A 22,867-nucleotide genomic window follows, 5' to 3' on the forward strand; every position below is an offset into this window, starting at 1 on the left:
ATTGAAAGTGGGAATCTGAAATGGGACGACGCCGGACGATCGATCGCGACAAGGTGCTGGATGCGGCGGAGGCGACCGTCAGCGCCATCGGTGCTGCCGGCCTGACGATCGACGCGGTGGCCAAGGCGGCGGGCATCACCAAGGGCGGGGTTCAATATTGCTTCGGTAACAAGGACGGCCTGATCGACGCGATGATGGAACGCTGGTTCAACGAGTTCGACAGCGCGGTCGCCGCCGAAGTCGGAGACGAGACGGATCCGGTAACGGCGATGCGTGCGCACGCGGAGGTGACAGCGCGCATGAACACGGCGGAGAATGCCCGCACGTCCGGGATGATGGCAGCGCTCCTGCAGCGCGAAGACCATATGGAAAAGAACCGGGCCTGGTATCGCGGGCGCCTCGACAGCCTCGATCTGTCGACCGAGGAGGGGCGCCGGGCGCGTCTTGCCTTTCTCGCAACGGAAGGCGCCTTCCTGCTGCGCAGTTTCGGTTTTGCCGAAATGGACGATACCGAATGGCAGGATATTTTTGCCGATATCGTTGCCCTGGTGCCGAAAGAAAACGCCTGACTGCGACCCCTCGACCGCCGGGCACGATCCGGCAAGCGACAGGGCTTCGAGCAAAGGGAAGAGCATGCCGACGCTGGTCGAAGTCATCGCCTACGACGATGCGTGGCCGCAGGCGTTTGCGGAGATGTCGAAGCATCTGGCGATGCCTGCTTGGCTCCGCCACGATCGCAATCGACCATATCGGCAGCACTGCAGTTCCCGGGCTCATCGCCAAGCCGATCATCGATATCGATGTGACGCTGTGCAGGCCGGAAGCGATTGCCGCCGGCGGCGCGGCGCTCGTCGCCGACGGCTTTATGTCACGGGGGAACAGATATGACGATGGTGTCTGGGCATTCGCCAAGCAGGGATCGCCGGGACAGCGCGTCTATCTCTGTCCGCCACACAACGACACCCATCGCCGTCGCCTGATCTTTCGTGATCAGCTTCGTCAAAGCCGCGAGACGGTCGACGCCTACGCAGCGCTGAAGCGAAGCCTTGCCGCGACATTTGCCTTCGATGGCGACGGCTATACCGCGGCCAAGACGCAGTTTATCGAGCAGGTGGTCGAGTGCGCCGGCCGGAGTTGAACGGCCCTCTCCCCCTCGCGTGGCGTCAGCTACGGGCTGCCGCCAGTTGGGCAAGGTGGCCGGGCAGGTCGGTCCCGCGACCGGCGGCGTTGATCGTTTCGAAATAGTCGTGCCAGCCGGCCGCCGCGATGCCCGAGACCAGGGCATCAAGCGCTGCTTCATCGGGGAAGCGTCAGATGGCGAAATAGGACTGCGATGCGGCATGAAGCTTGCCGGCATCCACCTCGCCAAAGGCGATAGGCTCGACCCCGAGATCCGATAACTTGGCCATGCCATGGCCGACGGTCTCGAAAAACTGCTGCCGCGCGACGGCGTCAAGCGACAGCCATGTTCGCTTCGAGGTATAGAGTTCGCTCAGATAGTGGGGCATGCATTCTCTTTTCAGGATCAATCGATGGACCGAAGTGCGCGCTTGCAGATCCGGGCGGTGGCGGCGCTGTCTTGCTTGCGTTGCCAGGAGGCGCAGAGATCGCGAACCCAGTCGGGCCGGTCCTTGGCCGCGTCGTTCAGCCAGTTGCCGACGGAGTCCTGAACGTAGCGCGAGGGGTCGGCGTTCAACGGTTCGAGGATGATTAGTGCCATTTCCGGATTGTCTTTGAGCGTCGGGATATGGCTGCACCAGACCCCGCGGGGGCGCGTCGCTTCGCTTGCAAACCGGCGCAGACGGTCGGAGCGGGAGGCGGTCCAGCGGCCAAGAAGCGTTATCGCCGCTTTGAGATCGGCGGCGAGATGCGGCCGCACGGCCATCCAGGCCCATTCACGCACGCCGAAGTGCGGGTCGTCGGCAAGCGGCCGGATCGCTTCGAGGCGTTGTTCAAGCGTGAGCGCTGGATTTGCGCCGATCACGAAGCACGCCCAGCCCCTGACCGTGTCGGACTGGTGTTGCTGCAGCCTTGTCACTGCGCCATCGCCAAGCCGGCCGCGGATCAATCCTGCTGCGAGCGCCATGCGTTTGGAAATGCCGGTGCCGGCTATGGCGCCGATGCTGGCGAGTGCATCGTCGCCGACTTCCGGTACGGCCGACCGCATCAGCGCCGCGAAATCGACCGCGAGGCATTGGGTCAGCGTCGAGGTTTGCGCCGCTCCCGCATTCAACAGCGCGAGCCGTTGCGGGTCGATATCCTGCACGCGCCGTGGGGCAGGGCTCACGGCTCGATCTCGCTTCCAGCCGTCGTCAATACGGCCTTTCGGCCGGCGTCGGTGTTGCGCCACGCGCGCTGGATGAGCGTACTTAGCGTCTGTCGGTCGCGCTCGTCGAAACCGGCAAACAGCGATGCAATCCAGCGCGTGTGCGTGTCGAACAGCTCGCGCGCTGCATGCTCGCCCTTCGGCGACAACTGCACCAGCACCTTTCGGCGATCGTCCTTGCTCTGCTGCCTCGCGAGAAAGCCGTCCCGCTCCAGCCCGTCCAGAAGTCCGGTAACGGTTGCGCGTGTGACGCCGGCCCGATCGGCAAGCTCATATGGTGACAATCCCTGCGGCAGCTGGTGCAGCAGGAAAAGCAGAACGAACTTTCCCTCTGAGAGATTGTGTGGCGCGAGGCGCGCAGCACAGTCGCGATCGATGGCGGCGGCAAGTGCCATGACTTCGAAGCACAGACGCAGGTTGGCGGTTGGTAGGTGTCCGCGCTGTTCGGCTTCGGTGATCAGGGCGAGGTGCTTTTGCTCAAGTATATCCATAAGGCGCCATATAGTATGGCGCCAAATTAAGAGTCAATGGGTTCGCCGAAGGCACGCATGCGGGTTCGCTCGCGCCGCCGGTCAGCGTCTTGCGGGTGTTTAGAGCGCGATGGAACCGCGCATCGCAGTCATGCAGGCGCCGGCAATGCTGGTTTTGCCTACGGTGCCGCGTTGCTTGCTGACGCTGACCTCGATGATGCTTCGGCGCCCCATCTCGAAGCCTTGCTCGATCGTCAGATCGACGTCGATGGTCTCCTCGGGCAGAAGCGAGACGAGATAGGCGCCAAGGGCGGCTGAGGCGCTGCCGGTCGCCGGGTCCTCAATGACGTTGTCGAGCGGCGCAAACATGCGGGCGCGCAGCTGCCATGGATTTTCGGCCGAGCGGGCATAGAGGAACAGGCTGAAGCTGTCTTCGTCTGGCTTGTAGCGCCGATTGGCGGCCTCGAAGGCGGTGACGTTGGGACGCGCCGCCGACAGCGCGGCTACGTCTTTCAGTTCCGCGACCGCGAAGGGCAGGCCAACGGAAACGCGCACCGGTGCATGGTTGGCGGTGCTGACGACATCGGGTGCGACCATGGCGCAGGCGGCGATCGTCTCGACATCGATGCTGGGTCCGATGCTCAAGGCGCGCGGCACGACGATACGCGCCTCCTTCACCGCGCCATCGGCGCGCGACAGGGCGACCTCGACCAGGCCGGCGAGCTCTTCAAACCGCAGGTGATCGCCGGGCGCCCGGCCGAAAATCTCCGCCTGCTGGCCGAGCACGAAGGCGGTGCCGACATTCGGGTGTCCGGCGAAGGGGATCTCCATCGTCGGCGTGAAAATGCGCACCCGCGCGCTGTTGGCAGGATCCTCCGGCGGCAGCACGAAGGTGACTTCGGAATAGCCGAACTCGGTTGCGATCGCCTGCATCTGCGCATCGTTTAAACCCCGTGCGTCCGGGATGACGGCAAGCTGGTTGCCGGCGAAACGATTTTCAGTGAAGACGTCGACGGTGATGTAGTCGACGGAGTGCACGGGGGCAAAAGAAGTCATGAACGCTCGCTTCCGCTGGATGCGGCGGCGATCAGCGCCGCCTGATGGCCTGGATCGAAAGGCTTAAGGCAGGCGGCGAAACCGGCAAAGACACCAACTTGTCTTGGTGACAAGATCGGCATTTACACTCTACGGCGAGCGGCAAACCATGCGGGGGCCGCACGAAAAGGGGCCAATAAATGGCCCCTTGCGTCGTCTTCGACTTGGCTGACGGCGGCGCTCAGGCGGCCTTCTCCAGGTCCTTCTTCCAGCTGCCCTTGGCGGCCAGGCTGCACATTTCGGCGCGGTGCGAGAAGGCCCGCTGGCCGGCAGCGACGTTCTCGGCCTTGCCGTTCCAGGCGGACAGCGCTTCCTGCTGCAGGGCGCGGCCGTAGGAGAAGGTGAGCTTCCAGGGCAGATTGTGGGTCGCATTCATGGCCGAGAGATGGGCCGTCGCCTCCTCGGTCGTCTGGCCACCGGAAAGGAAGGCGATGCCGGGAACGGCTGATGGCACCGTGCGTCGCAGCACCTTGATCGTGCGTTCGGCGACTTCGGCGACGGACGCCTTGCGCGCCTTCTTGCCATCGATGACCATGCTCGGCTTCAGGATCATGCCTTCGAGCTTTACACGCATCTCGGCGAGCGCCTCGAAAGTGACGCGCAGCGTCCATTCGGTGACCTCCTGCGACCGGTCGATCGAGTGATCGCCCGGCGCGCCATCCATCAGCACCTCCGGCTCGACGATCGGAACGATGCCGGCTTCCTGGCAAAGGGCGGCGTAGCGCGCGAGCGCATGGGCGTTAGCCCTGACGGCACCTGGGCTCGGCAACGTGTCCGAAATGGCAATCACGCCACGCCATTTGGCAAAGCGGGCACCGGCCTCGTAATATTTCGTCAGGCGTTGTGCGAGCCCGTCGAGACCTTCGGTGATCGTTTCCGCCGGAAAATTGGTCATCGGCTTGGCACCGGCATCGACCTTGATGCCCGGGATCGACCCGGCGGCGCGGATGACGTCCACCAGCGGCGTGCCGTCGGCCGCCTTCTGGAACAGTGTCTCTTCGTAGAGAATGACGCCGGAAATGTACTTGCGCATCGCCTCGTCGGCGCGAACGAGCATTTCGCGATAGTCGCGCCGCGATGTCTCGGTCGATTCCAGACCGATGCCGTCGAAGCGCTTCTTGATCGTCGCCGTGGACTCGTCGGCGGCAAGCAGACCCCGGCCGTTTGCGACCATGGCAACTGCGATGTCTTCCAGTCTTTCGCTCATGTTTTTCTCCCTAGGTCACGATGATTTGGGCCGGGCCGGACCAAATCATAACCGTGATCGTTCCCAATAAGTAGAGCGGGATACGGACGGAAAAAGCAGGCGTTTTCCTCATCCCGCTCAGCGCCGATCAGCAAGGATCAGGCAACCACTGAAACCGTTTCGGGGCAATCGGTGCGCACGTGACCGCCACGCCCCCAAACAGGGCGTGAGTAACAGGGGAAATTGTCCGGGAAAAAGGCAGGAAAAGCGACTGAAACGATTTAAATAATTTTAATCGTTTGAATTATCTTGGTTTTTTCTGTGTCTCAGGCGCGCGGGTAACCCGCGCGCCTGAGCGCCTGACTTACTTCTGCTGCTTGAGGATGTCGACGCCCGGCAGCGGCTTGCCTTCCATCCACTCGAGGAAGGCGCCGCCGGCGGTCGAGACATAGCTGAAATCGTCCGTGACTTCGGCGTGGTTGAGGGCTGCAACCGTATCGCCGCCGCCGGCGACCGACACGAGCGATCCCTGGCGGGTGCGGGCAGCCGCATGCTTGGCAACGGCGACCGTCGCCTTGTCGAAGGGGGCGATTTCGAAGGCGCCGAGCGGACCGTTCCAGACCAGTGTCTCGGCCTTGGAGATCCAGTCGTTGACCGCAGCGATCGACTTCGGACCGACGTCCAGCATCATCGCATCCGCCGGGATGGCGTTGATCTCCACCACTTCATTGTCGGCGCCGGCCTTGAATTCGCGGGCGACAACGCCGTCTTCCGGCAGGACGATGGCGCAACCGGCTTCAGCCGCTGCAGTGATGATCGCCTTGGCGGTATCGGCGAGATCGTGCTCGCAGAGCGACTTGCCAACATTGACGCCCTTTGCGGCGATGAAGGTATTGGCCATGCCGCCACCGATGACGAGGGCGTCGACCTTCTTCACGAGGTTCTGCAGCAGATCGATCTTGGTCGAGACCTTGGCGCCGCCGACGATGGCAACGACCGGGCGCTTCGGCTGGCCGAGACCCTTTTCAAGTGCCTCGAGCTCGGCCTGCATCGTGCGGCCGGCATAGGCCGGCAGGTGGTGGGCAAGGCCCTCGGTCGAGGCGTGGGCGCGGTGCGCGGCCGAGAAGGCATCGTTGACATAGATGTCGCCGTTGGTGGCGAGTGCCTTGACGAAGTCTGGTTCGTTCTTCTCTTCGCCCTTGTGGAAGCGGGTGTTTTCGAGCAGCAGCACGTCGCCGTCGTTCATCTCGGCAATGGCGTTTGCGGCCTTGTCGCCGATGCAGTCGGCGGCAAAGTGAACGCGCTGGTCGAGGATGTCTTCCACTGCCGGTGCAATGGTCTTCAGCGACATTTCGGCGACCGGCTCACCCTTCGGGCGGCCGAAATGCGCCAGCAGAATGACCTTGGCGCCCTTTTCCGACAGTTCGCGGATAGTCGGCGCGACGCGTTCGATGCGGGTTGCGTCGGTGACCACGCCGTCCTTGACCGGCACGTTGAGGTCGACACGCACAAGCACGCGCTTGCCGGCAATGTCGGTCAGGTCGTCGAGGGTCTTGAAAGTCATCAGATTGTCTCCGGTGATAGTCTCTGGAAAAGGGTGGGGTAGTCGATGACGAGGCCGTCCTCGTCCACGGGCAGGTCTGCGGCAAAGCTGCGGTCCTCGGCCTCGTAGCGATAGAGCCTGCCATCATCGAAGCAGGTATAGTGCTGGCCGTCGACCACCGGTTCAAAGGTGTCGAACGGCACGTACAGCATTTTCAGCCGCGCCTTGCCGGCCTTGCAATCAAGGCCGAGACGGCGGATCGGCAGGGTGTTGGTGAAGGGCGTGCCGGCAAGGTCGATGTCGATGCATCCGTCGAATTCGGGCAGCGCCGTGCCTCCCGACGTCGCCCATTGGCCCGGAGCATCCGAGCGCAGATGAAGGCTCCGGCCATCGGTCGTATCGACCATGAGCTTTCGAACCAGCCATCCGGCATCGCAATCGATCCGGTAGCGCACACCGTAGGGCGTGCCGCCGCGGTTGCCGATCAGAACGCCAACGGCGCGGATGACCGCGCCGTTGGCTGTGTCGATTTGCGTCAGCGTCAGATGTTCGAGCCCTTCCCCCTCCAGCGGACGCCAGCGGACCGTCGTTTGGGAAAGGGCGCGAAACATCGGAGTTAGATGAGCTTGCTGAGCGCAACCGCAGTGTCGGACATGCGGTTGGAGAAGCCCCACTCGTTGTCGTACCAGGTCAGGATCGACACGAACTTGCCTTCCATCACCTTGGTCTGGTCCATGTGGAAGACCGAGGAATGCGGGTCGTGGTTGAAGTCGATCGAGACGTTCGGAGCGAGCGTGTAGCCGAGGATGCCCTTGAGCGGGCCGTCAGCAGCTGCCTTGATCGCAGCGTTGATCTCTTCCTTGGTGGTTTCGCGCTTGGCGACGAACTTGAGGTCGACGACCGAGACGTTCGGGGTCGGAACGCGCATGGCGAAGCCGTCGAGCTTGCCCTTCAGTTCCGGCAGAACCAGGCCAACGGCCTTGGCAGCACCGGTCGAGGTCGGGATCATCGACAGGGCTGCAGCGCGAGCGCGGTACAGATCCTTGTGCATCTGGTCGAGCGACGGCTGGTCGTTGGTGTAGGAGTGGATCGTCGTCATCATGCCGTGGTCGATGCCGATGACGTCGTTCAGGACCTTGGCGACCGGTGCAAGGCAGTTGGTCGTGCACGATGCGTTGGAGATGACGAGGTGATCCTTCGTCAGCTTGTCGTGGTTGACGCCGTAAACGACGGTGAGATCGGCGCCCTCGGCCGGAGCCGAAACGATGACGCGCTTGGCGCCGGCTTCCAGGTGTGCGGCTGCCTTGTCGCGGGCGGTGAAGATGCCGGTGCATTCCATCGCGACGTCGACGCCGAGTTCCTTGTGCGGCAGTTCGGCCGGGTTGCGGATCGCGGTGACCTTGATCGGCTTGCCGCCGTTGATGATGATCGCATCGCCTTCGACCTTCACATCAGCCGGGAAACGGCCGTGGATGGAATCGAAACGCAGCAGGTGTGCGTTGGTCTCGACCGGGCCGAGGTCGTTGATGGCAACGACTTCAATATCCTTGCGGCCGGATTCAACGATGGCGCGCAGCACGTTGCGGCCGATGCGGCCAAAACCGTTAATGGCGACTTTCACTGTCATATCGGGTCTCTCCCTGTCTGAATGGCATGGTCGGAAAAAAGCGGGGCGCGCTTTCACGCGCGCCCCGCGGCTTGATCAGGAAAGCTTGGCTTCCGCAGCGGCGACGACCGCCTCAGGCGTGATGCCGAAGTGCTTGTAGAGTTCCTTGTAGGGACCGGAAGCACCGAAGGACGACATGCCGATGAAGGCACCGTCGCTGCCGATGAAATGATCCCAACCCTGGCGGATGCCGGCTTCGACGGCGATCTTGACCGGCGAGTTGCCGATGATCGCCTGCTGGTAGTCTTCGCTCTGCTCGGCAAAGAGTTCGAAGCAGGGGACCGAGACGACGCGGGTCGCGATGCCCTTGGCGGTCAGCGCCTGGCAGGCCTTGACGGCGATTTCGACTTCCGAACCAGTGGCGAAGATCGTCACCTTGGCGTCGCTTGCCGAGATCAGGTCGTAGGCGCCGCGAGCGCAGAGGTTCTCTTCCTCATACTCGGTGCGCACGGCCATCAGGTTCTGGCGGGTGAGCGCGATGCCGGACGGACGGTTGTGGCTTTCAAGCGCCAGCTGCCAGCACTCGGCCGTTTCCGTGGCGTCGGCCGGGCGGAACATCAGGAGGTTCGGGATGGCGCGCAGCGCCGCCATGTGCTCGACCGGCTGATGCGTCGGGCCGTCTTCGCCAAGGCCGATGGAATCATGCGTCAGCACGTGGATGACGCGGATGCCCATCAGGGCGGCCAGGCGGATCGACGGACGGCAGTAGTCCGAGAAGATCAGGAAGCCGCCGGAGTAGGGGATGATGCCGCCATGCAGTGCCATGCCGTTCATCGCTGCCGCCATGCCGTGCTCGCGCACGCCGTAGTGGATGTAGCGGCCGGAGAAATCGTCCGGGGTGATCGACTTGGTCTGGCTGGTCTTGGTGTTGTTGGAGCCGGTCAGGTCGGCCGAGCCGCCGATCGTTTCGGCCAGAACGCCGTTGATGACTTCGAGCGCGTCTTCGGAAGCCTTGCGGGTTGCCGGCGACGGCTTGGTCTCGGCCAGCTTGCGCTTGTAGTCGTCGATGGCCGACGACAGGCGGCCTTCGAGTTCGCCGGAGAAGCGGCGAACGAACTGTGCCTTCTTCTCGGCGTCGCTCTTGTCGAGGCGCTCTTCCCAGTCCTTGCGGGTCTTGGTCGAACGCAGGCCGGCCAGGCGCCAGGCGTCGAGCACGTCGGACGGAACGACGAAGGCTTCGGATTCCCAGTTCAGTGCCTTGCGGGTGGCGGCGATTTCCTCGGCGCCGAGCGGCGAACCGTGAACCTTGTGGGTGCCGGCCTTGTTCGGCGCGCCGAAACCGATCGTCGTCTTGCACGCGATCATGGTCGGCTTGTCGGACTTCTGCGCCTGTTCGATCGCAGCGGCAATGGCTTCCGGATCATGGCCGTCGACGGCAATGGTGTTCCAGTTCGAGGCGCGGAAGCGGGCGTGCTGGTCGGTCGAGTCGGCGATCGAGATCGGGCCGTCGATCGAAATGTTGTTGTCGTCCCAGAAGACGATCAGCTTGTTGAGCTTGAGGTGGCCGGCAAGCGAAATCGCTTCCTGGCTGATGCCTTCCATGAGGCAGCCGTCGCCCGCGAGCGCATAGGTGTAGTGCTCCATCAGGTCGGCGCCGAACTCGTCGCGCAGCTTGCGCTCGGCGATCGCCATGCCGACGGCATTGGCAATGCCCTGGCCGAGCGGGCCGGTGGTCGTCTCGATGCCGGCGGCGTGGCCATATTCCGGGTGACCGGCGGTGCGGGCGCCGAGTTGGCGGAAATTCTTGATCTCTTCGATGGAGATGTCTTCGTAGCCCGTCAAATAGAGCAGCGAATAAAGCAGCATCGAGCCGTGACCGGCCGACAGCACGAAGCGGTCGCGGTTCGGCCAGGAGGGGTTTTTGGGATCGAAGCTGAGGAAGCGCGTGAAGAGGACTGTCGCTATGTCAGCCGCACCCATGGGCAGGCCGGGGTGACCTGAATTTGCCTTCTCGACGGCGTCCATGGAGAGGAAACGGATCGCATTCGCCATCCGGTCGTGTTTTTCGCGAGAGATCATGACTGTTCCGTTTTGAGTTCGGTGGTCAGGGGACGGTCTCTATCCTCCAAAGACCGTGCAAGAAGCGGCAGACAAATAGCATCTGCGCCGCGCGAGTCAACAAATACAGGCCTTTTGCGGCCATTGGCAGCATGGTTTTCAAGGGGTGATATCGCGTCGCAGCAGAGTTTTTGCGCTGCGGCCGGATGAGCCGGCTATACAAACCATCCACAGCTTCCGTAATGCTTTGCTACAGTTGGCATTGTTGAGATTTGCGTAATAGGTTTAAAAAGGAGTGAGCCGAAGCGGCGGACGGGATGCTGGCGATTCGGCCTCACGGGCGAGGTATCGAAAAACATGCCGGCAAAGACGGTCAAAGCGGCGATCGACGAACTGAAGAACGCGGTTCAGTCCCTGGAAAACGCGATCGACAGCCGTTTTGACAGGGAACGCGATCTCGGCGAGTTCGAGGGCGAGGTCCGGCGGGTCAATTCGGACCGGTCGCGACTGGCACAGGAACTCGACCAATCCCAATTCCGGGCAAACCGACTTGAAGAGGTCAACCGCGAGGTTTCCCGACGCCTCGTGACGGCGATGGAAACCATTCGAGCGGTGCTCGACCGCTGAGGTTTAAGCGACATGGCGCAGGTGACAGTATCGATCGACGGCAAGGCCTATCGCATGGCCTGCGAAGAGGGACAGGAAGATCATCTGATCGAACTGGCCACCAACTTCGATCAGTATGTCGGTCATTTGAAGACGCAGTTCGGCGAGATCGGCGATCTGCGGCTGACGGTCATGGCCGGCATCATGGTCATGGACGAACTCAGCGAAGTGAACCGCCGGCTGAAGGCGCTCGAAGCGGAAGTCGACACCCTCAAGCGGGGGCGCGACAGTACCCTCACCGACCAGGCAAGAAGCGAGGAGCTCCTGGCCTCGGCGCTGAGCGAAGTCACCTCGCAAATCCACACCATTGCCGCCAAGCTCAATGGCCGGGCAACGTCTTCGACAAACTGAGCTCTTTCGTCGGGCTGCCACTGGCGCGAAGCAGGGATAGGCTCTATATGTCGGATGCGGTCTGCGCTTCCCGACAGGATCCACAATCCCCGGGGCCTTACTCGATCTCAAGGGAGCTGTCCCTGGCCGGGCTTGTGGGCTCGGACATATGGCGCCCACCTACTTTGTAGGCACCCGGGATCGTAAAATATCCATCGGTTGGGTGGATCGCACCTCTTCCCTCTTCTCCATCAGTCTTAACCGGCGGCAAAAGCGCTGCGGATGGCGTCGGCCATCGCGTCGACGGTCTGCGAGCGCTTGCCGGGTCGGGTGCGCAGTACGACGTTGGAAAAATCGATGACGCTGAAGCCGTCTTCTTCGGTCAGTTCGCGGCAACCGGCCGGTATGGCGCTGCGCGACAACGGCGCAATGGCAAGCCCCGAGATCACGGCGGCGATCAGGCCGTTGCTGGTCCGGCTCGCATAGGCGACGCGGCTTTCGTGCCCACGATTCCACAGGCTCTTCATCGCAAGGTCATCGCACCACCCTCCTGCCAGATAGGTATAGGTGGCGATCGGCAGGGGCTGGCGTTCATGGGCCGCGTGCTGGTCCGAGGTCACCCATACAGTGGGATCGATCATGAGGACTTCGTTTTTCGTCGGTCCGCCAGGCTCGAAAACCACGGCGATGTCGATTTCGCCGGCAGCAAGGGCGTTGACGTTCGACATCGACACACCCTGCTGTACCGTCACCTCCACGCCGGGATGAACGGCGGCGAAGGCGCCCAAGGCTTTCGGAAGCGTGGAGTTGATGTATTCCTCGGAGATGCCAATCCTGACCGTTCCGTCGAGCGCCGGCTGGCGCATCGATGCCGCGGTATCGTCGAGCAGAGCCACGATCCGCCGGGCGTTGTCGACGAGACGCAAGCCCTGCGCCGTCGGCACCACGCCGCGCGAATGACGCTCGAACAGCGGGTCGCCGAGCATGTCCTCGAGTTTCTTGAGTTGCATGCTGACGGCGGACTGTGTGCGGCCGATGCTGTCGGCGGCGCGTGTCAGATTGCCGGCGTCGGCAACGGCGAGAAAGGTTCTGAGCAGATCGCTGTCGAGGGGGACGGACATTGTCTCTACCATCAGAGTTTCTGATGGCAGTCATGCTTGCAATTCGTTTGTCAGATGTCAACGAGGCGAGGACAATTAGCCGGTCCTATAGACATCAAGGCTGTCCCCGATGAGCGTTCTTGCTCTTGTCTTCTTCTCCGATCTTCACACCACCATCCGTGCCCGGCTCGTGTCATCAAGTCGCTGGATGCTAATAGCCGCTTCCGTGGAGCCGCGGCCTGCGATCCCACGCGACAAGCCGCATCTGCTGCACGATGCAGGGCGCCGTGAGCTGCGGTTCGACGACCGCTGGCGGGAGGGTTTGGGCAGGGATGCGGTCTATCGGTCGCTCTGGATGTTATGAAATAATATCGAGACGGGCGGCGCGGAAAATCGCTTCTGCAAGATTGCCCGCCTGCAGCTTGCGCATGGCGTCCTGCAAGGCCCTGTCGATGCGGTCGAGGGGAATGTCGGTCTCGCGCATCATGTCCTGACGGGTGCGGCCGCGGGCGGCCAGCGTCAGGCAACGCAATTCCAACGGATCGAGTTCGATCATCTGGTCCTTCATGGACGTCGGCTTTTCCACTGCTGCCTGCAGGAGCGCGTCCATACATCGAACGCGGGCATTAGTTCCTGCTAATTATTTGAAATCACGACTGTATTTGCACGCGGCCCCACTCATGAGAAAGCGGAACCGTTGTCCATGATGAACGGAACGCTAACTCTGTGCCGTTGCGGGAATGCGCTGTTCGACTGTCGCAAACTGTTGCAAAACCGGCGGTGACGTGGTTCGAGCTAAAGGCCGCAACGCGCTATGCCACAGGCGTCGAGGCGGGAAATCGATCGGTCCACGATGTTCTGTTTCATTTTGGGAAAAGAATGTGCGGGCGGTCGAATATTTGCGCGCAGTCTGTCGGAGGGGAATGATGTCACCAAAGGATCTGAAGGCCGCTCTGCGCAAGGAGAAGCTGGCGCTTCGCGACGCGATGGCGCCGGAGAGCCGCATCGAGGCAAGCCTGACCATGGCCGATCACGCTGGCGACGTCATTGCGCTCGATCCCGGCCATATCGTTGCCGGCTTTTGGCCGATCCGTTCCGAGATGGACATCCGGCCGCTGATGGCGCGCCTTCGGGATCGCGGCGCGCGGCTCTGCCTGCCCGTAATCATCGACAAGAAGACGATCGTGTTCCGCGAATTGCTCAATGGCGCTTCCGTCATCGAGACCGGTTTCGGCACGACGGGGCCTGGCCCGGATGCGCCGGAACTCGACCCCGATATCATGCTCGTGCCACTGTCGGCCTTCGATGCGACCGGTCATCGCATCGGCTACGGCGCCGGATATTACGACCGCGCCATCGACAAACTGCGCAACAAAGGGCATCTGCCGAAGCTGATCGGGATTGCATTTGACTGCCAGGAAGTGGCATCAGTGCCCGCTGAACCGCACGACGTCGCGCTGGACGCCGTCCTCACGGAGAGCGGATTTCGACATTTCTAGAGGGTTTCAGGCAATCTACGGATTCGTGGAAACGCTCTATCTCTTTGTTGTTTTACGCAGTTCCGGACGCAAAACCTCCTGGAACTGCTCTGGTGGGATTGAACGGGCATGAGGCTTTTGTTTCTGGGAGATATGGTTGGCAAGACGGGCCGCACGGCGGTCTGGGAGCGTCTTCCGGGGCTGGTCGGTGACCTCAAGCTGGACTTCGTCATCGTCAACGGCGAGAACGCCGCCGGCGGCTTCGGCATCACCGAAGATATCTTTCTCGAGACGATCAATGCCGGTGCCGATGTCGTCACCACAGGCAACCATGTCTGGGACCAGAAGGAGGCGGTCGTCTTCTGCGAGCGGCATGACCAGTTTTTACGGCCGGCCAACTATCCGGCGGGCACGCCCGGGCGCGGATCGAACCTGTTCTTTGCCCGCAACGGCGCACGCGTGCTGGTTGCCAATGTCATGGGTCGCGTCTTCATGCACCCCGAACTCGACGATCCCTTCAAATCGGCCGAAGCGATCCTCGATGCCTGCCCGCTCGGCGAGCAGGCGGATGCCATCGTCTTCGACTTTCATGCCGAGGCGACGAGCGAGAAGCAGTGTTTCGGCCATTTCGTCGACGGACGGGCAAGCCTCGTCGTCGGCACCCACACCCATGTACCGACGGCCGATCATCAGATCCTCAACGGCGGCACCGCCTATATGAGTGACGCCGGCATGTGCGGCGACTATGATTCCTCGCTCGGCATGGACAAGGAAGAACCGCTGAACCGGTTTATTTCGAAGATGCCGAAGGGGCGTTTCGAGGCGGCATCGGGGCCGGCGACCATCTGCGGCCTCGGCGTCGAGATTTCCGACCGCACCGGCCTTGCCGAAAAGATCGCGCCGCTGCGCCTCGGTCCGAGATTGACCGAAACGATCCCGGATTTCTGGGCCTGAGCCATCCTCAGGTTGACGATTTTTGGTTGCCTGATCGTCTCGCCCGCGCCTGACCAAGGCGCGGGTTTGCACACGTATCACCTTCCCGGAATTGATTTTTTTCAAGGTGACAAGCCGGCGAAATGATGGCAGGGTAACGCCACGTCAGCGCCGTTCGGACACGGCTGACGCTCGCAAGTCTTCCATACTTAGTACCATCCGCAGCACAGGATTGCGGGTTCGAAATGTCGCCGCAGGTACTCGGACGACCAATGTCCCGTGCCGGGCGTTCTCGATTTTACTGCATAATTCCTTGGATCGGCGTCGATTTGAGGAGCAAATTATGCGGCGAGTTTCAAGCGTGACAGCGTCCTTTTGCGCTTCATATATGACGCGCGGCGCTGTCGGTGCATTCGGAGAGCGTGCATGTATTCAAGATGGCATTTGCCGATGATTTTCGGCGTTTCGATTTCCCTTTTCTCTGCAGCCAACGTCGTCGCGCAGGATGCGCAGCTTCCCACCGTCACTGCCGCCAAGCCGGTCGTTCGCGATGTGATCGACAGCGACGAGTTCATCGGTCGCTTCGAGGCAGTCGATGAAGTTTCCGTCCGCGCCCGCGTCGGGGGCTATCTCGACGAGGTCAACTTCACCGACGGTGCCCTGGTGAAGAAGGGCGACAAGCTCTTCGTCATTGACCAACGCCCCTATCGCACCGCGCTATCGCAGGCGGAGGCGACGCTCGAGTCGACGCGTTCGTCTCTCGCCTTTGCCGAGACACAGTTCAAGCGCACGGAATCCCTGACTGGAACCGGCACGCTCTCCGTCTCGACGCTCGATGACCACCGCCGGGAATTGCTTTCGGCGCAAGCCGCCGTGCGCGGAGCGGAAGCCGCGGCCGAGCGCGCCAAGCTCGATCTCGACTATACGACGATCATCGCACCGCTGACCGGCCGCGTCGATCGCCGCCTGATCTCGACCGGCAACCTCGTTCAAGCGGACCAGACCGTGCTGACGACGATCGTTTCGCTCGATCCGATCGACTTCTATTTCGACGTCGATGAGCGTCGCCTGCTTTCCTATGCGCGTGTTGCTCGCGAACGCGGCAGCGCACTTCAGGAGGGCGGCGGCGCGCTCGATGTCATGGTCACCATCGCTGATTCCAACGAGGCGCCGTTCAAGGGCAAGCTCGATTTCGCCGAGAACCGGCTGGACCAGGCAAGCGGCACGATGCGGGTGCGTGCGCGCTTCGACAATCCCAACTACGTGCTGCAGCCGGGTCTCTTCGGTCGCGCCGAACTCGAGGGCTCGAACACCTACAAGGCTGTGCTCATTCCCGATGAAGCGATCGGCGCCGACCAGAACGAACGCATCGTTTATGAGGTGCGCGAAGACGGCACCGTTGCGACCAAGCCGGTGCGGCTCGGACCGAAGCTTCATGGCTATCGTGTCATCCGCAGCGGCATGACCGGCGACGAAACCATCGTGGTCAACGGCTTGATGCGGGCACGTCCGGGCACGAAGGTGAAGCCCGAGATCGTTGAACTGCCTCCTGAAGCTCAAGCGGCGGGGAGCGCTCAATGAGGTTTGCCCATTTCTTCGTAGACCGCCCGATCTTCGCATCGGTGCTTTCGATCGTGTTGCTGATCGTCGGCAGCATCGCCTACTTCCAGCTGCCGGTGGCGCAGTATCCGGAAATCGCACCGCCGACCATCGTCGTTCGCGCCGCCTATCCGGGCGCTGATGCCGAAACCATCGCCAACACGGTGGCAACGCCACTGGAACAGGAAATCAACGGCGTCGAGAACATGCTCTACATGTCCTCCTATTCGACCGCCGACGGTTCGATGGCGCTGACCATCACCTTCAAGCTCGGAACGGACCTCGATCAGGCCCAGGTTCTCGTGCAGAACCGCGTGTCCATCGCCGAACCGCGCCTGCCCGAAGATGTCCGGCGCATCGGCATCACTACGGCGAAAAGTTCACCCGACCTGATGATGGTCGTGCATCTGCTGTCGCCGAACGAACGTTACGACCAGCTCTACGTCTCGAACTATGCCCGCACCCGCATCCGCGACCTGCTGGTCCGTCTCGACGGCGTCGGTGACGTCATCCTGTTCGGCGAGCGTGAATATGCGCTGCGCGTCTGGCTCGATCCGGAAAAGCTCTCGGCCTACGGAATGACGGCAGGCGACGTCGTGCAGGCGCTGCGCGAGCAGAACGTGCAGGTCTCGGGCGGTTCGATCGGCGCACCGCCGACACCGGGCGACAGCGCGTTCCAATATACTGTTACCACCGACGGCCGCTTCAGCGATGCCCGCCAGTTCCGCTACGTCATCGTCAAGGCGACGGAGAGCGGACGGCTGGTGCAGCTGCAGGACGTGGCGCGCATCGAACTCGGCGCCCGCGAATACGTCAACAACAGCTATCTGGACGGCAGCCCGGCCGTGGCGCTCGGCATCTTCTCGCGGCCGGGTACCAACGCGCTCGACGCGGCCGACGCGATCCAGAAGGTGATGACGGACGTTTCGAAGGACTTTCCGGAGGGCCTCGAATACCGGATCGTCTACAATCCGACCGAGTTCATCTCCGAATCGATCAACGAGGTCTACAAGACGATCGGCGAAGCCGCCATTCTGGTGGCGCTCGTGGTTCTCATCTTCCTGCAATCCTGGCGCACGGCGATCATCCCGATCGTGGCGATCCCGGTGTCGCTTGTCGGCACCTTCGCATTCCTTTACGCCTTCGGCTTCTCGCTCAACATGCTGACACTGTTCGGCCTGGTGCTGGCGATCGGCATCGTCGTCGACGATGCCATCGTCGTGGTCGAGAACGTCGAACGAAACCTGGCGCGCGGCATGACCCCGCGCGAGGCGTCGCACGTGACCATGGACGAAGTGGGGGCAGCGGTCATCGCGATCTCGCTGGTGCTGACCGCCGTCTTCATCCCGACGGCCTTCATCCCGGGTATTGCCGGCCAGTTCTATCTGCAGTTCGCCGTCACGATTTCAGTGGCGACGGTGATTTCCGCCTTCAATTCGCTGACGCTGTCGCCGGCGCTCGCGGCAATCCTGTTGAAACCGCACGAGAACAATCACCACGAAAGCGGCAACCCGCTCACCCGGTTTGGTCGGTCGCTGGCAAACGGCTTCAACAACGGTTTCGACCGCATGGCTGAAGGCTACGCCTGGATCGTGCGCAAGCTGATTTCGACAAAAACGGCGCTCGCTGCGGCGCTCGTCGTCTTCGTCGGCCTGCTTGGCGCCACCTGGTACATGGCGCAGATCGTGCCGAGCGGCTTCGTACCGACCATGGACCAGGGTTATGCCATCGTCGTCATCCAGCTTCCCGACGGCGCGTCGCTCGATCGGACCGATGCGGTGGTCAAGCGCGCTTCGAAGATCATCCAGGAAGTGCCCGGCGTGAAAAACGCCGTCGCCTTCGCCGGTTTCAACGGCGCGACCTTCACCAATGCGTCCAATGCCGGTGTCATCTTCGCGTCCTTCAAGAGCTTCGAGGAGCGGCTCAAGCACGGCGAGAGCGCCAACCAGATCATCGGCCAACTCTATGGCAGCCTGCAAAGTATCCAGGAGGCCTTCATCATCGCCGTTCCCCCGCCGTCGGTGCGTGGCATCGGCAACTCCGGCGGCTTCAAAATGCAGATTGTCGACCGGCAGAGTGCCGACATGCGCCGCGTGCTGGGGCTGGCCTACCAGATGATGGGTGCTGCCAACCAGACCGAGGGGCTGACCGGCGTCTTCACGACGTTCTCGGCGTCGAGCCCGCAATACTTCCTGGCGATCGATCGCGACAAGGCGAGGACCTTGAACGTGCCGATCCCGAATATCTTCGAGGCACTGTCGATCAATCTCGGCACGTCCTATGTCAACGACTTCAATGCCTTTGGCCGCGTCTATCAGGTGCGGGCACAGGCCGACCAGCAGTACCGTCTGGAGCGCGACGACATCCTGGCGCTGAAGGTCCGCTCTGCCACCGGCGCACTGGTGCCCATGGGCACGCTGGTCGAGATTCGCGACACTGCGGGTCCCGCCCTGGTGCAGCGATACAATATGTATGTCTCGGTACCGTTGCAGGGCAACCCGGCGCCGGGTGTCTCGACCGGCACGAGCCTCGACAAGATGGAGGTGCTTGCGGCCCAGATGCTGCCACAAGGCACATCGTTCGAGTGGACGGAACTCGCCTTCCAGGAGCGCCAGACGGGCAACACCGCGGTCTTCATCTTCGCGCTGTCGGTCGTCTTTGTGTTCCTGGCGCTGGCAGCGCAGTATGAAAGCTGGGTCCTGCCGCTGGCGATCATCCTGATCGTGCCGCTCGGTGTGCTCTCGGCACTCATCGGCGTTTTCCTACGGGGGCTCGACAACAACGTGCTGACCCAGATCGGGTTGATCGTGCTGATCGGGCTTGCGGCGAAGAACGCGATCCTGATTGTCGAGTTCGCCCGCCAGGGCGAGGATGAGGGGAAAACACCGATCGAAGCGGCGGTCGAGGCCAGCCAGTTGCGTCTGCGGCCGATCCTGATGACTGCCTTCGCCTTCATCCTCGGCGTCGTGCCGCTGATGATCGCCACGGGACCCGGTGCCGAAATGCGCCAGTCGCTCGGAACGGCGGTGTTCTCCGGCATGCTCGGCGTGACCTTCCTTGGCCTGTTCCTGACGCCGGTCTTCTACGTTACGCTGCGTTCGTTCCGCCGGCGCAAGCCGGTTGCGGCGACCGAGCCGATGGCGACGCCGGCCGAGTAACACGAGCGCTGTTGCTTGTGATCCAACGCCCCGGTGGCAGCGCCGGGGCGTTTCGCTGTGAACAGGACGCGCGACGCTGTTCGCAATGCCAGCACAATGACGCAAACGTGAGTGCTTGACGCAGCTTTGTCGCTGGACGTTACGGCGCGCTTGCACAATCCTCCTTTCGCCCGTGACGGCAGCGTTTCTCGAATTGACGTGTTCGCTGCCGATACTCTCAAACGGCCGCATGACCTGTACCCAAGCCGAATGGGCTTGAGCACAGGTCATGCGTGCGCGGTGTGAAAGGTGATGGATGATGCTCCGCTACCTTGCCTACACTTTTGCCGCCATCTGGCTTCTGCATGCCTTCTGGCCGTCGGCCGCGCATGCACAGGCAGCGCCCGCACAAGTGAGCCAATGCCAGGCGATCGCCGAGGCGTTGCCTCAGACCGCGTTCGCCAGTTTTACACCGGCCGCCGCAACGAAGGGGCAGACGGCCGCTGGTGAAGTGACGATCAGCTATCTCGGCCACTCGACCTTTCTGATCGAGACGCCGGGCGGCGTGTCGATCGCCACGGACTATAATGGCTGGTTCCGTCCGTCGGCGCCGCCGACCGTGGTGACGATGAACAAGGCGCATTCCAGCCACTACACATTGACGCCGGATCCGGCGATCCGCACGGTGCTGCATGGTTGGGGTGAAGACGGCGAGCCGGCGCGGCACGACCTCGTCGTCGGCGATGCCTATATCCGCAATGTCACCACGGACATCCGCTCCGGCGCCGTGACGATGGAGCATGATGGCAATTCCATCTTCATCTTCGAGGTGGCGGGTCTGTGCATCGGCCATCTCGGCCATCTGCACCACGAGCTCGATGACAGCCACTACCGGCAGATCGGCAGGCTCGATGTGCTGATGGTGCCGGTCGATGGCGGGCTGACGATGGGGGCCGAAAGCATGAGCCGCGTCGTTTCGCGGCTGCGCGCGGCGCTTATCCTGCCGATGCATCGGCGCGGTCCCCCGATCGACGCCTTCCTCGACATGTTCGGCGACGATTTCGACAAGAGCTTCGCGACCGGAGCGAGCGTCAAAGTCTCGCTGCGTTCCTTGCCAAGCAAACCGCTGATTTATATCCTCCAGGGCGTCTGAACATCGGGATTGCCCAATGAGATCGTTTGCAGCCGGCGTCGTTGCGTTTCTGTCCTTTTCAACAATGGTTTTGGTAACGGCGGCTCTGGCTGGAGGCGCGCCTGCGCCGCGCATGCCGCCTCCCGACACCCAGCACCCGCAAGCTGTTCCCCAGGCGACTGTCGCGCCCGTTGCCGAGCAGGAAGAGTTCGTGATGCCATCGGGCAATATCGGCTGCATCTACACACCCCCGGGCGGCACGCCGACCTATCAGCCTGCCGACGGCGGGCCGGAGCTCGCCTGCGATATCATCGCGCCGCGTTACGTCAGGGCAACGCTCGGACGGGCCGGCGCGGCAACGATCAATCGCGAGGTCGGAGATCCGAGCTGCTGTTCGGCCGGGCCGATCCTCGAATATAGGGCGACATGGCAGGGCGGGCCCTTTTCCTGCATCTCGGAACGAACGGGCCTTTCCTGCCGCCGCGAGGACGGCCATGCCTTCGTTCTCAGTCGCGGGCGCATCTCCGCCAACTGAAAAGAAACGCCCCCTGCTGGACGGAAAGCGGCAATAAAACTATAAGGCGCCCCATTCCATTCAAATTCATGCATGCAGAGGGTGCCATGGCTGGCCATTCACAGTTCAAGAACATCATGCACCGCAAGGGCCGTCAGGATGCGGTGCGCTCGAAAATGTTTTCCAAGCTCGCGCGCGAAATCACGGTTGCGGCGAAGACCGGCATGCCCGATCCGTCGATGAACGCGCGCCTGCGTCTGGCGATCCAGAACGCCAAGGCGCAATCGATGCCGAAGGACAACATCGAACGTGCGATCAAGAAGGCCTCCGGCGGCGACGCGGAGAACTACGAAGAAGTCCGTTACGAAGGTTATGGCCCGGGCGGCGTCGCTGTTATCGTCGAGGCGTTGACCGACAACCGCAACCGTACCGCCTCCAACGTCCGCTCGACCTTCACCAAGGCCGGTGGCGCGCTTGGTGAAACCGGTTCGGTTTCCTTCTCCTTCGACCGTGTCGGCGAGATCACCTACAAGCTTTCGGTCGGCGACGCCGACAAGGTGATGGAAGCGGCGATCGAAGCCGGTGCCGACGACGTGACCACCGACGAGGACGGCCACACGATCATCTGCGGCTTCGAAGCGATCGGCGAAGTCTCCAAGGCTCTGGAAGACACGCTCGGCGAAGCCGAAACCGTCAATGCGATCTGGAAAGCCCAGAACACCGTGCCTGTTGACGAGGAGAAGGCGCAGTCGCTGATGAAGCTCATCGACATTCTTGAAGACGACGACGACGTGCAGAACGTCTATTCGAACTTCGAAGTGTCCGATGAGGTCATGGCGAAGCTTTCGGCCTGATCCGGATTTTTTCAGGCCTACTGCATGTCTCCTTAAGTCCCATCCGATTTAGGGACAAAAACATGCAGCAATTCAAAGTGCTACAGCGACCTTTGCGCGTCCAATCGGACGCACTGCGCTGTAGACGTCTTGATCTACCCGTGTCCTAAAGGGCACGGGTTTTTCTTTGGGCGTCACCGATGGGATGTGACTGATGACGTATGAGTTCGCGATCTTCGACTTCGACGGTACACTCGCCGATACGGCGGAGCTGTTCATGGCGGCGAGCAACCTTGCCGCCGCGCGCTTTGGGTTTCGCCAGCTCACGGTCGAGGAGTTCAAGGGGCTGCGCGCCATGGGCAGTCGCGAGATCATCGCGCATCTCGGCGTACCGATGTGGAAACTGCCGCAGATCGCCACTTTCATGCGGCAGGAAATGGCCGCCCAGGCTCGGGCCATTCAGCTTTTCCCCGGCGTTTCGGGCATGCTGACGGCGCTGAAGTCGGCTGGCATCGGCATCGCGGTCGTCAGTTCGAATGGCGAAGCGGCCGTTCGCAAGGCGCTGGGCGAGACCGCTGGCGCTATCGACCTGTTCGAATGCGGCGCCACACTGTTCGGCAAGGCGCAGCATTTCAAGAGGGTCGTCAAGTTTGCCGGCATCGATCCTTCGCGGATGCTTGCGATCGGCGACGAGGCTCGCGACATCGAGGCAGCCCGCAAAGTACGCATTGCGGCGGGCGCCGTCGGCTGGGGCTACGCCGATCCGGCGTTCCTGAAATCGCTCGGGCCGGATCGTTTCTTCGATCGCATCGACGAGATCCTGCCGGCCTTTCGGGTCGCGGGGCGGGGCTGACCAACTGA

At 62.3% G+C, this 22,867-nt stretch carries 23 protein-coding genes, 1 other RNA gene and 1 pseudogene; 14 read left to right on the plus strand and 11 right to left on the minus strand.

Translation table 11 applies throughout. From position 1 onward, the window contains the following. Nucleotides 1-20 precede the first annotated feature (20 nt). Both IB264_RS21075 and IB264_RS21080 read left to right on the plus strand, forming a co-directional pair. On the plus strand, nucleotides 21-569 hold the full coding sequence (locus IB264_RS21075; RefSeq protein WP_057205674.1) for a TetR/AcrR family transcriptional regulator: 549 nt from the start codon (nucleotides 21-23) through the stop codon (nucleotides 567-569). Nucleotides 570-685: 116 nt separating this feature from the next. Beyond that, entirely contained in the window at nucleotides 686-1,138 is a 453-nt protein-coding gene (locus IB264_RS21080) for a GrpB family protein (protein ID WP_309141663.1), read from the plus strand. A gap of 25 nt (nucleotides 1,139-1,163) precedes the next feature. On the opposite strand, the pseudogene IB264_RS21085 reads toward IB264_RS21080, so the two are convergent. The 9 genes and pseudogenes from IB264_RS21085 to tkt all read right to left on the minus strand — a co-directional run bounded on the left by IB264_RS21085 (nucleotide 1,164) and on the right by tkt (nucleotide 10,305). Next, nucleotides 1,164-1,508 (minus strand): annotated as a pseudogene (locus IB264_RS21085) (DUF6616 family protein). Nucleotides 1,509-1,525: 17 nt separating this feature from the next. Continuing rightward, nucleotides 1,526-2,287 (minus strand): DNA alkylation repair protein, encoded by a 762-nt coding sequence (locus IB264_RS21090; protein WP_107027708.1) that lies wholly within the window; start codon nucleotides 2,285-2,287, stop codon nucleotides 1,526-1,528. Next, entirely contained in the window at nucleotides 2,284-2,817 is a 534-nt protein-coding gene (locus IB264_RS21095; RefSeq protein WP_057205682.1) for a MarR family winged helix-turn-helix transcriptional regulator, read from the minus strand. The genes IB264_RS21090 and IB264_RS21095 overlap by 4 nt, the downstream gene beginning before the upstream one ends. Before the next feature lie 99 nt (nucleotides 2,818-2,916). Further along, a complete protein-coding gene (locus IB264_RS21100) occupies nucleotides 2,917-3,834 on the minus strand; it encodes a PhzF family phenazine biosynthesis protein (protein WP_057217982.1) in 918 nt (305 codons plus the stop codon). Between the two features lie 238 nt (nucleotides 3,835-4,072). After that, the gene (locus IB264_RS21105) at nucleotides 4,073-5,098 is read right to left on the minus strand and encodes a class I fructose-bisphosphate aldolase (RefSeq protein WP_057205684.1); all 1,026 of its coding nucleotides are present in this window, start codon (nucleotides 5,096-5,098) and stop codon (nucleotides 4,073-4,075) included. A gap of 343 nt (nucleotides 5,099-5,441) precedes the next feature. Continuing rightward, complete coding sequence (locus IB264_RS21110) at nucleotides 5,442-6,641, minus strand: phosphoglycerate kinase (protein WP_057205686.1); 1,200 nt, start codon at nucleotides 6,639-6,641, stop codon at nucleotides 5,442-5,444. Then, nucleotides 6,641-7,231: a putative glycolipid-binding domain-containing protein gene (locus IB264_RS21115; RefSeq protein WP_057205688.1), complete on the minus strand. Its 591-nt coding sequence runs from the start codon at nucleotides 7,229-7,231 to the stop codon at nucleotides 6,641-6,643. The genes IB264_RS21110 and IB264_RS21115 overlap by 1 nt, the downstream gene beginning before the upstream one ends. A gap of 5 nt (nucleotides 7,232-7,236) precedes the next feature. Continuing rightward, complete coding sequence (gene gap / locus IB264_RS21120; RefSeq protein WP_057205689.1) at nucleotides 7,237-8,247, minus strand: type I glyceraldehyde-3-phosphate dehydrogenase; 1,011 nt, start codon at nucleotides 8,245-8,247, stop codon at nucleotides 7,237-7,239. A 75-nt stretch (nucleotides 8,248-8,322) separates the two neighbouring features. Next, the gene (gene tkt, locus IB264_RS21125; RefSeq protein ID WP_057205691.1) at nucleotides 8,323-10,305 is read right to left on the minus strand and encodes a transketolase; all 1,983 of its coding nucleotides are present in this window, start codon (nucleotides 10,303-10,305) and stop codon (nucleotides 8,323-8,325) included. 336 nt (nucleotides 10,306-10,641) lie between these two features. Here tkt and IB264_RS21130 point away from each other — a divergent pair, with 336 nt between their 5' ends. The 3 genes from IB264_RS21130 to ssrS all read left to right on the plus strand — a co-directional run bounded on the left by IB264_RS21130 (nucleotide 10,642) and on the right by ssrS (nucleotide 11,514). After that, nucleotides 10,642-10,911: a DUF4164 domain-containing protein gene (locus IB264_RS21130; protein ID WP_025424756.1), complete on the plus strand. Its 270-nt coding sequence runs from the start codon at nucleotides 10,642-10,644 to the stop codon at nucleotides 10,909-10,911. A gap of 12 nt (nucleotides 10,912-10,923) precedes the next feature. Then, complete coding sequence (locus IB264_RS21135) at nucleotides 10,924-11,301, plus strand: cell division protein ZapA (RefSeq protein WP_025424755.1); 378 nt, start codon at nucleotides 10,924-10,926, stop codon at nucleotides 11,299-11,301. A 55-nt stretch (nucleotides 11,302-11,356) separates the two neighbouring features. After that, a non-coding RNA gene (gene ssrS, locus IB264_RS21140) (6S RNA) lies at nucleotides 11,357-11,514 on the plus strand. A 23-nt stretch (nucleotides 11,515-11,537) separates the two neighbouring features. Here the strand turns inward: ssrS and IB264_RS21145 are convergent. Continuing rightward, on the minus strand, nucleotides 11,538-12,413 hold the full coding sequence (locus IB264_RS21145) for a LysR family transcriptional regulator (protein WP_107027710.1): 876 nt from the start codon (nucleotides 12,411-12,413) through the stop codon (nucleotides 11,538-11,540). Between the two features lie 97 nt (nucleotides 12,414-12,510). Between IB264_RS21145 and IB264_RS21150 the strand changes: the two genes are divergently transcribed. Next, nucleotides 12,511-12,744, plus strand: a complete 234-nt coding sequence (locus tag IB264_RS21150) for a hypothetical protein (protein ID WP_057205693.1) — start codon at nucleotides 12,511-12,513, stop codon at nucleotides 12,742-12,744. Here the strand turns inward: IB264_RS21150 and IB264_RS21155 are convergent. Beyond that, entirely contained in the window at nucleotides 12,739-12,936 is a 198-nt protein-coding gene (locus tag IB264_RS21155) for a transcriptional regulator (RefSeq protein WP_234907902.1), read from the minus strand. The two genes, IB264_RS21150 and IB264_RS21155, sit on opposite strands and share 6 nt — an antisense overlap. A 370-nt stretch (nucleotides 12,937-13,306) precedes the next feature. On the opposite strand from IB264_RS21155, the gene IB264_RS21160 reads away from it, so the two are divergent. The 8 genes from IB264_RS21160 to IB264_RS21195 all read left to right on the plus strand — a co-directional run bounded on the left by IB264_RS21160 (nucleotide 13,307) and on the right by IB264_RS21195 (nucleotide 22,859). Further along, the gene (locus IB264_RS21160) at nucleotides 13,307-13,879 is read left to right on the plus strand and encodes a 5-formyltetrahydrofolate cyclo-ligase (protein ID WP_057205722.1); all 573 of its coding nucleotides are present in this window, start codon (nucleotides 13,307-13,309) and stop codon (nucleotides 13,877-13,879) included. Nucleotides 13,880-13,987: 108 nt separating this feature from the next. Continuing rightward, nucleotides 13,988-14,812: a YmdB family metallophosphoesterase gene (locus IB264_RS21165; protein WP_053249648.1), complete on the plus strand. Its 825-nt coding sequence runs from the start codon at nucleotides 13,988-13,990 to the stop codon at nucleotides 14,810-14,812. 405 nt (nucleotides 14,813-15,217) lie between these two features. Continuing rightward, nucleotides 15,218-16,372, plus strand: coding sequence for an efflux RND transporter periplasmic adaptor subunit (locus tag IB264_RS21170; RefSeq protein ID WP_057205695.1), 1,155 nt, complete (start codon nucleotides 15,218-15,220; stop codon nucleotides 16,370-16,372). Further along, nucleotides 16,369-19,548 (plus strand): efflux RND transporter permease subunit, encoded by a 3,180-nt coding sequence (locus IB264_RS21175; RefSeq protein ID WP_057205697.1) that lies wholly within the window; start codon nucleotides 16,369-16,371, stop codon nucleotides 19,546-19,548. Before IB264_RS21170 ends, IB264_RS21175 begins: the two co-directional genes overlap by 4 nt. Nucleotides 19,549-19,843: 295 nt before the next feature. Further along, entirely contained in the window at nucleotides 19,844-20,680 is an 837-nt protein-coding gene (locus IB264_RS21180) for an MBL fold metallo-hydrolase (protein WP_057205699.1), read from the plus strand. 16 nt (nucleotides 20,681-20,696) lie between these two features. Next, a complete protein-coding gene (locus IB264_RS21185) occupies nucleotides 20,697-21,194 on the plus strand; it encodes a hypothetical protein (protein WP_057217925.1) in 498 nt (165 codons plus the stop codon). 86 nt (nucleotides 21,195-21,280) lie between these two features. Beyond that, nucleotides 21,281-22,027 (plus strand): YebC/PmpR family DNA-binding transcriptional regulator, encoded by a 747-nt coding sequence (locus IB264_RS21190; RefSeq protein WP_025424746.1) that lies wholly within the window; start codon nucleotides 21,281-21,283, stop codon nucleotides 22,025-22,027. A gap of 193 nt (nucleotides 22,028-22,220) precedes the next feature. Next, nucleotides 22,221-22,859, plus strand: coding sequence for an HAD hydrolase-like protein (locus IB264_RS21195; protein ID WP_057205703.1), 639 nt, complete (start codon nucleotides 22,221-22,223; stop codon nucleotides 22,857-22,859). The last annotated feature ends 8 nt before the right edge of the window (nucleotides 22,860-22,867 follow it).

Origin of the sequence: Ensifer sp. ENS11 (assembly GCF_014851895.1) — a bacterium.
Lineage (GTDB): Bacteria > Pseudomonadota > Alphaproteobacteria > Rhizobiales > Rhizobiaceae > Ensifer > Ensifer canadensis.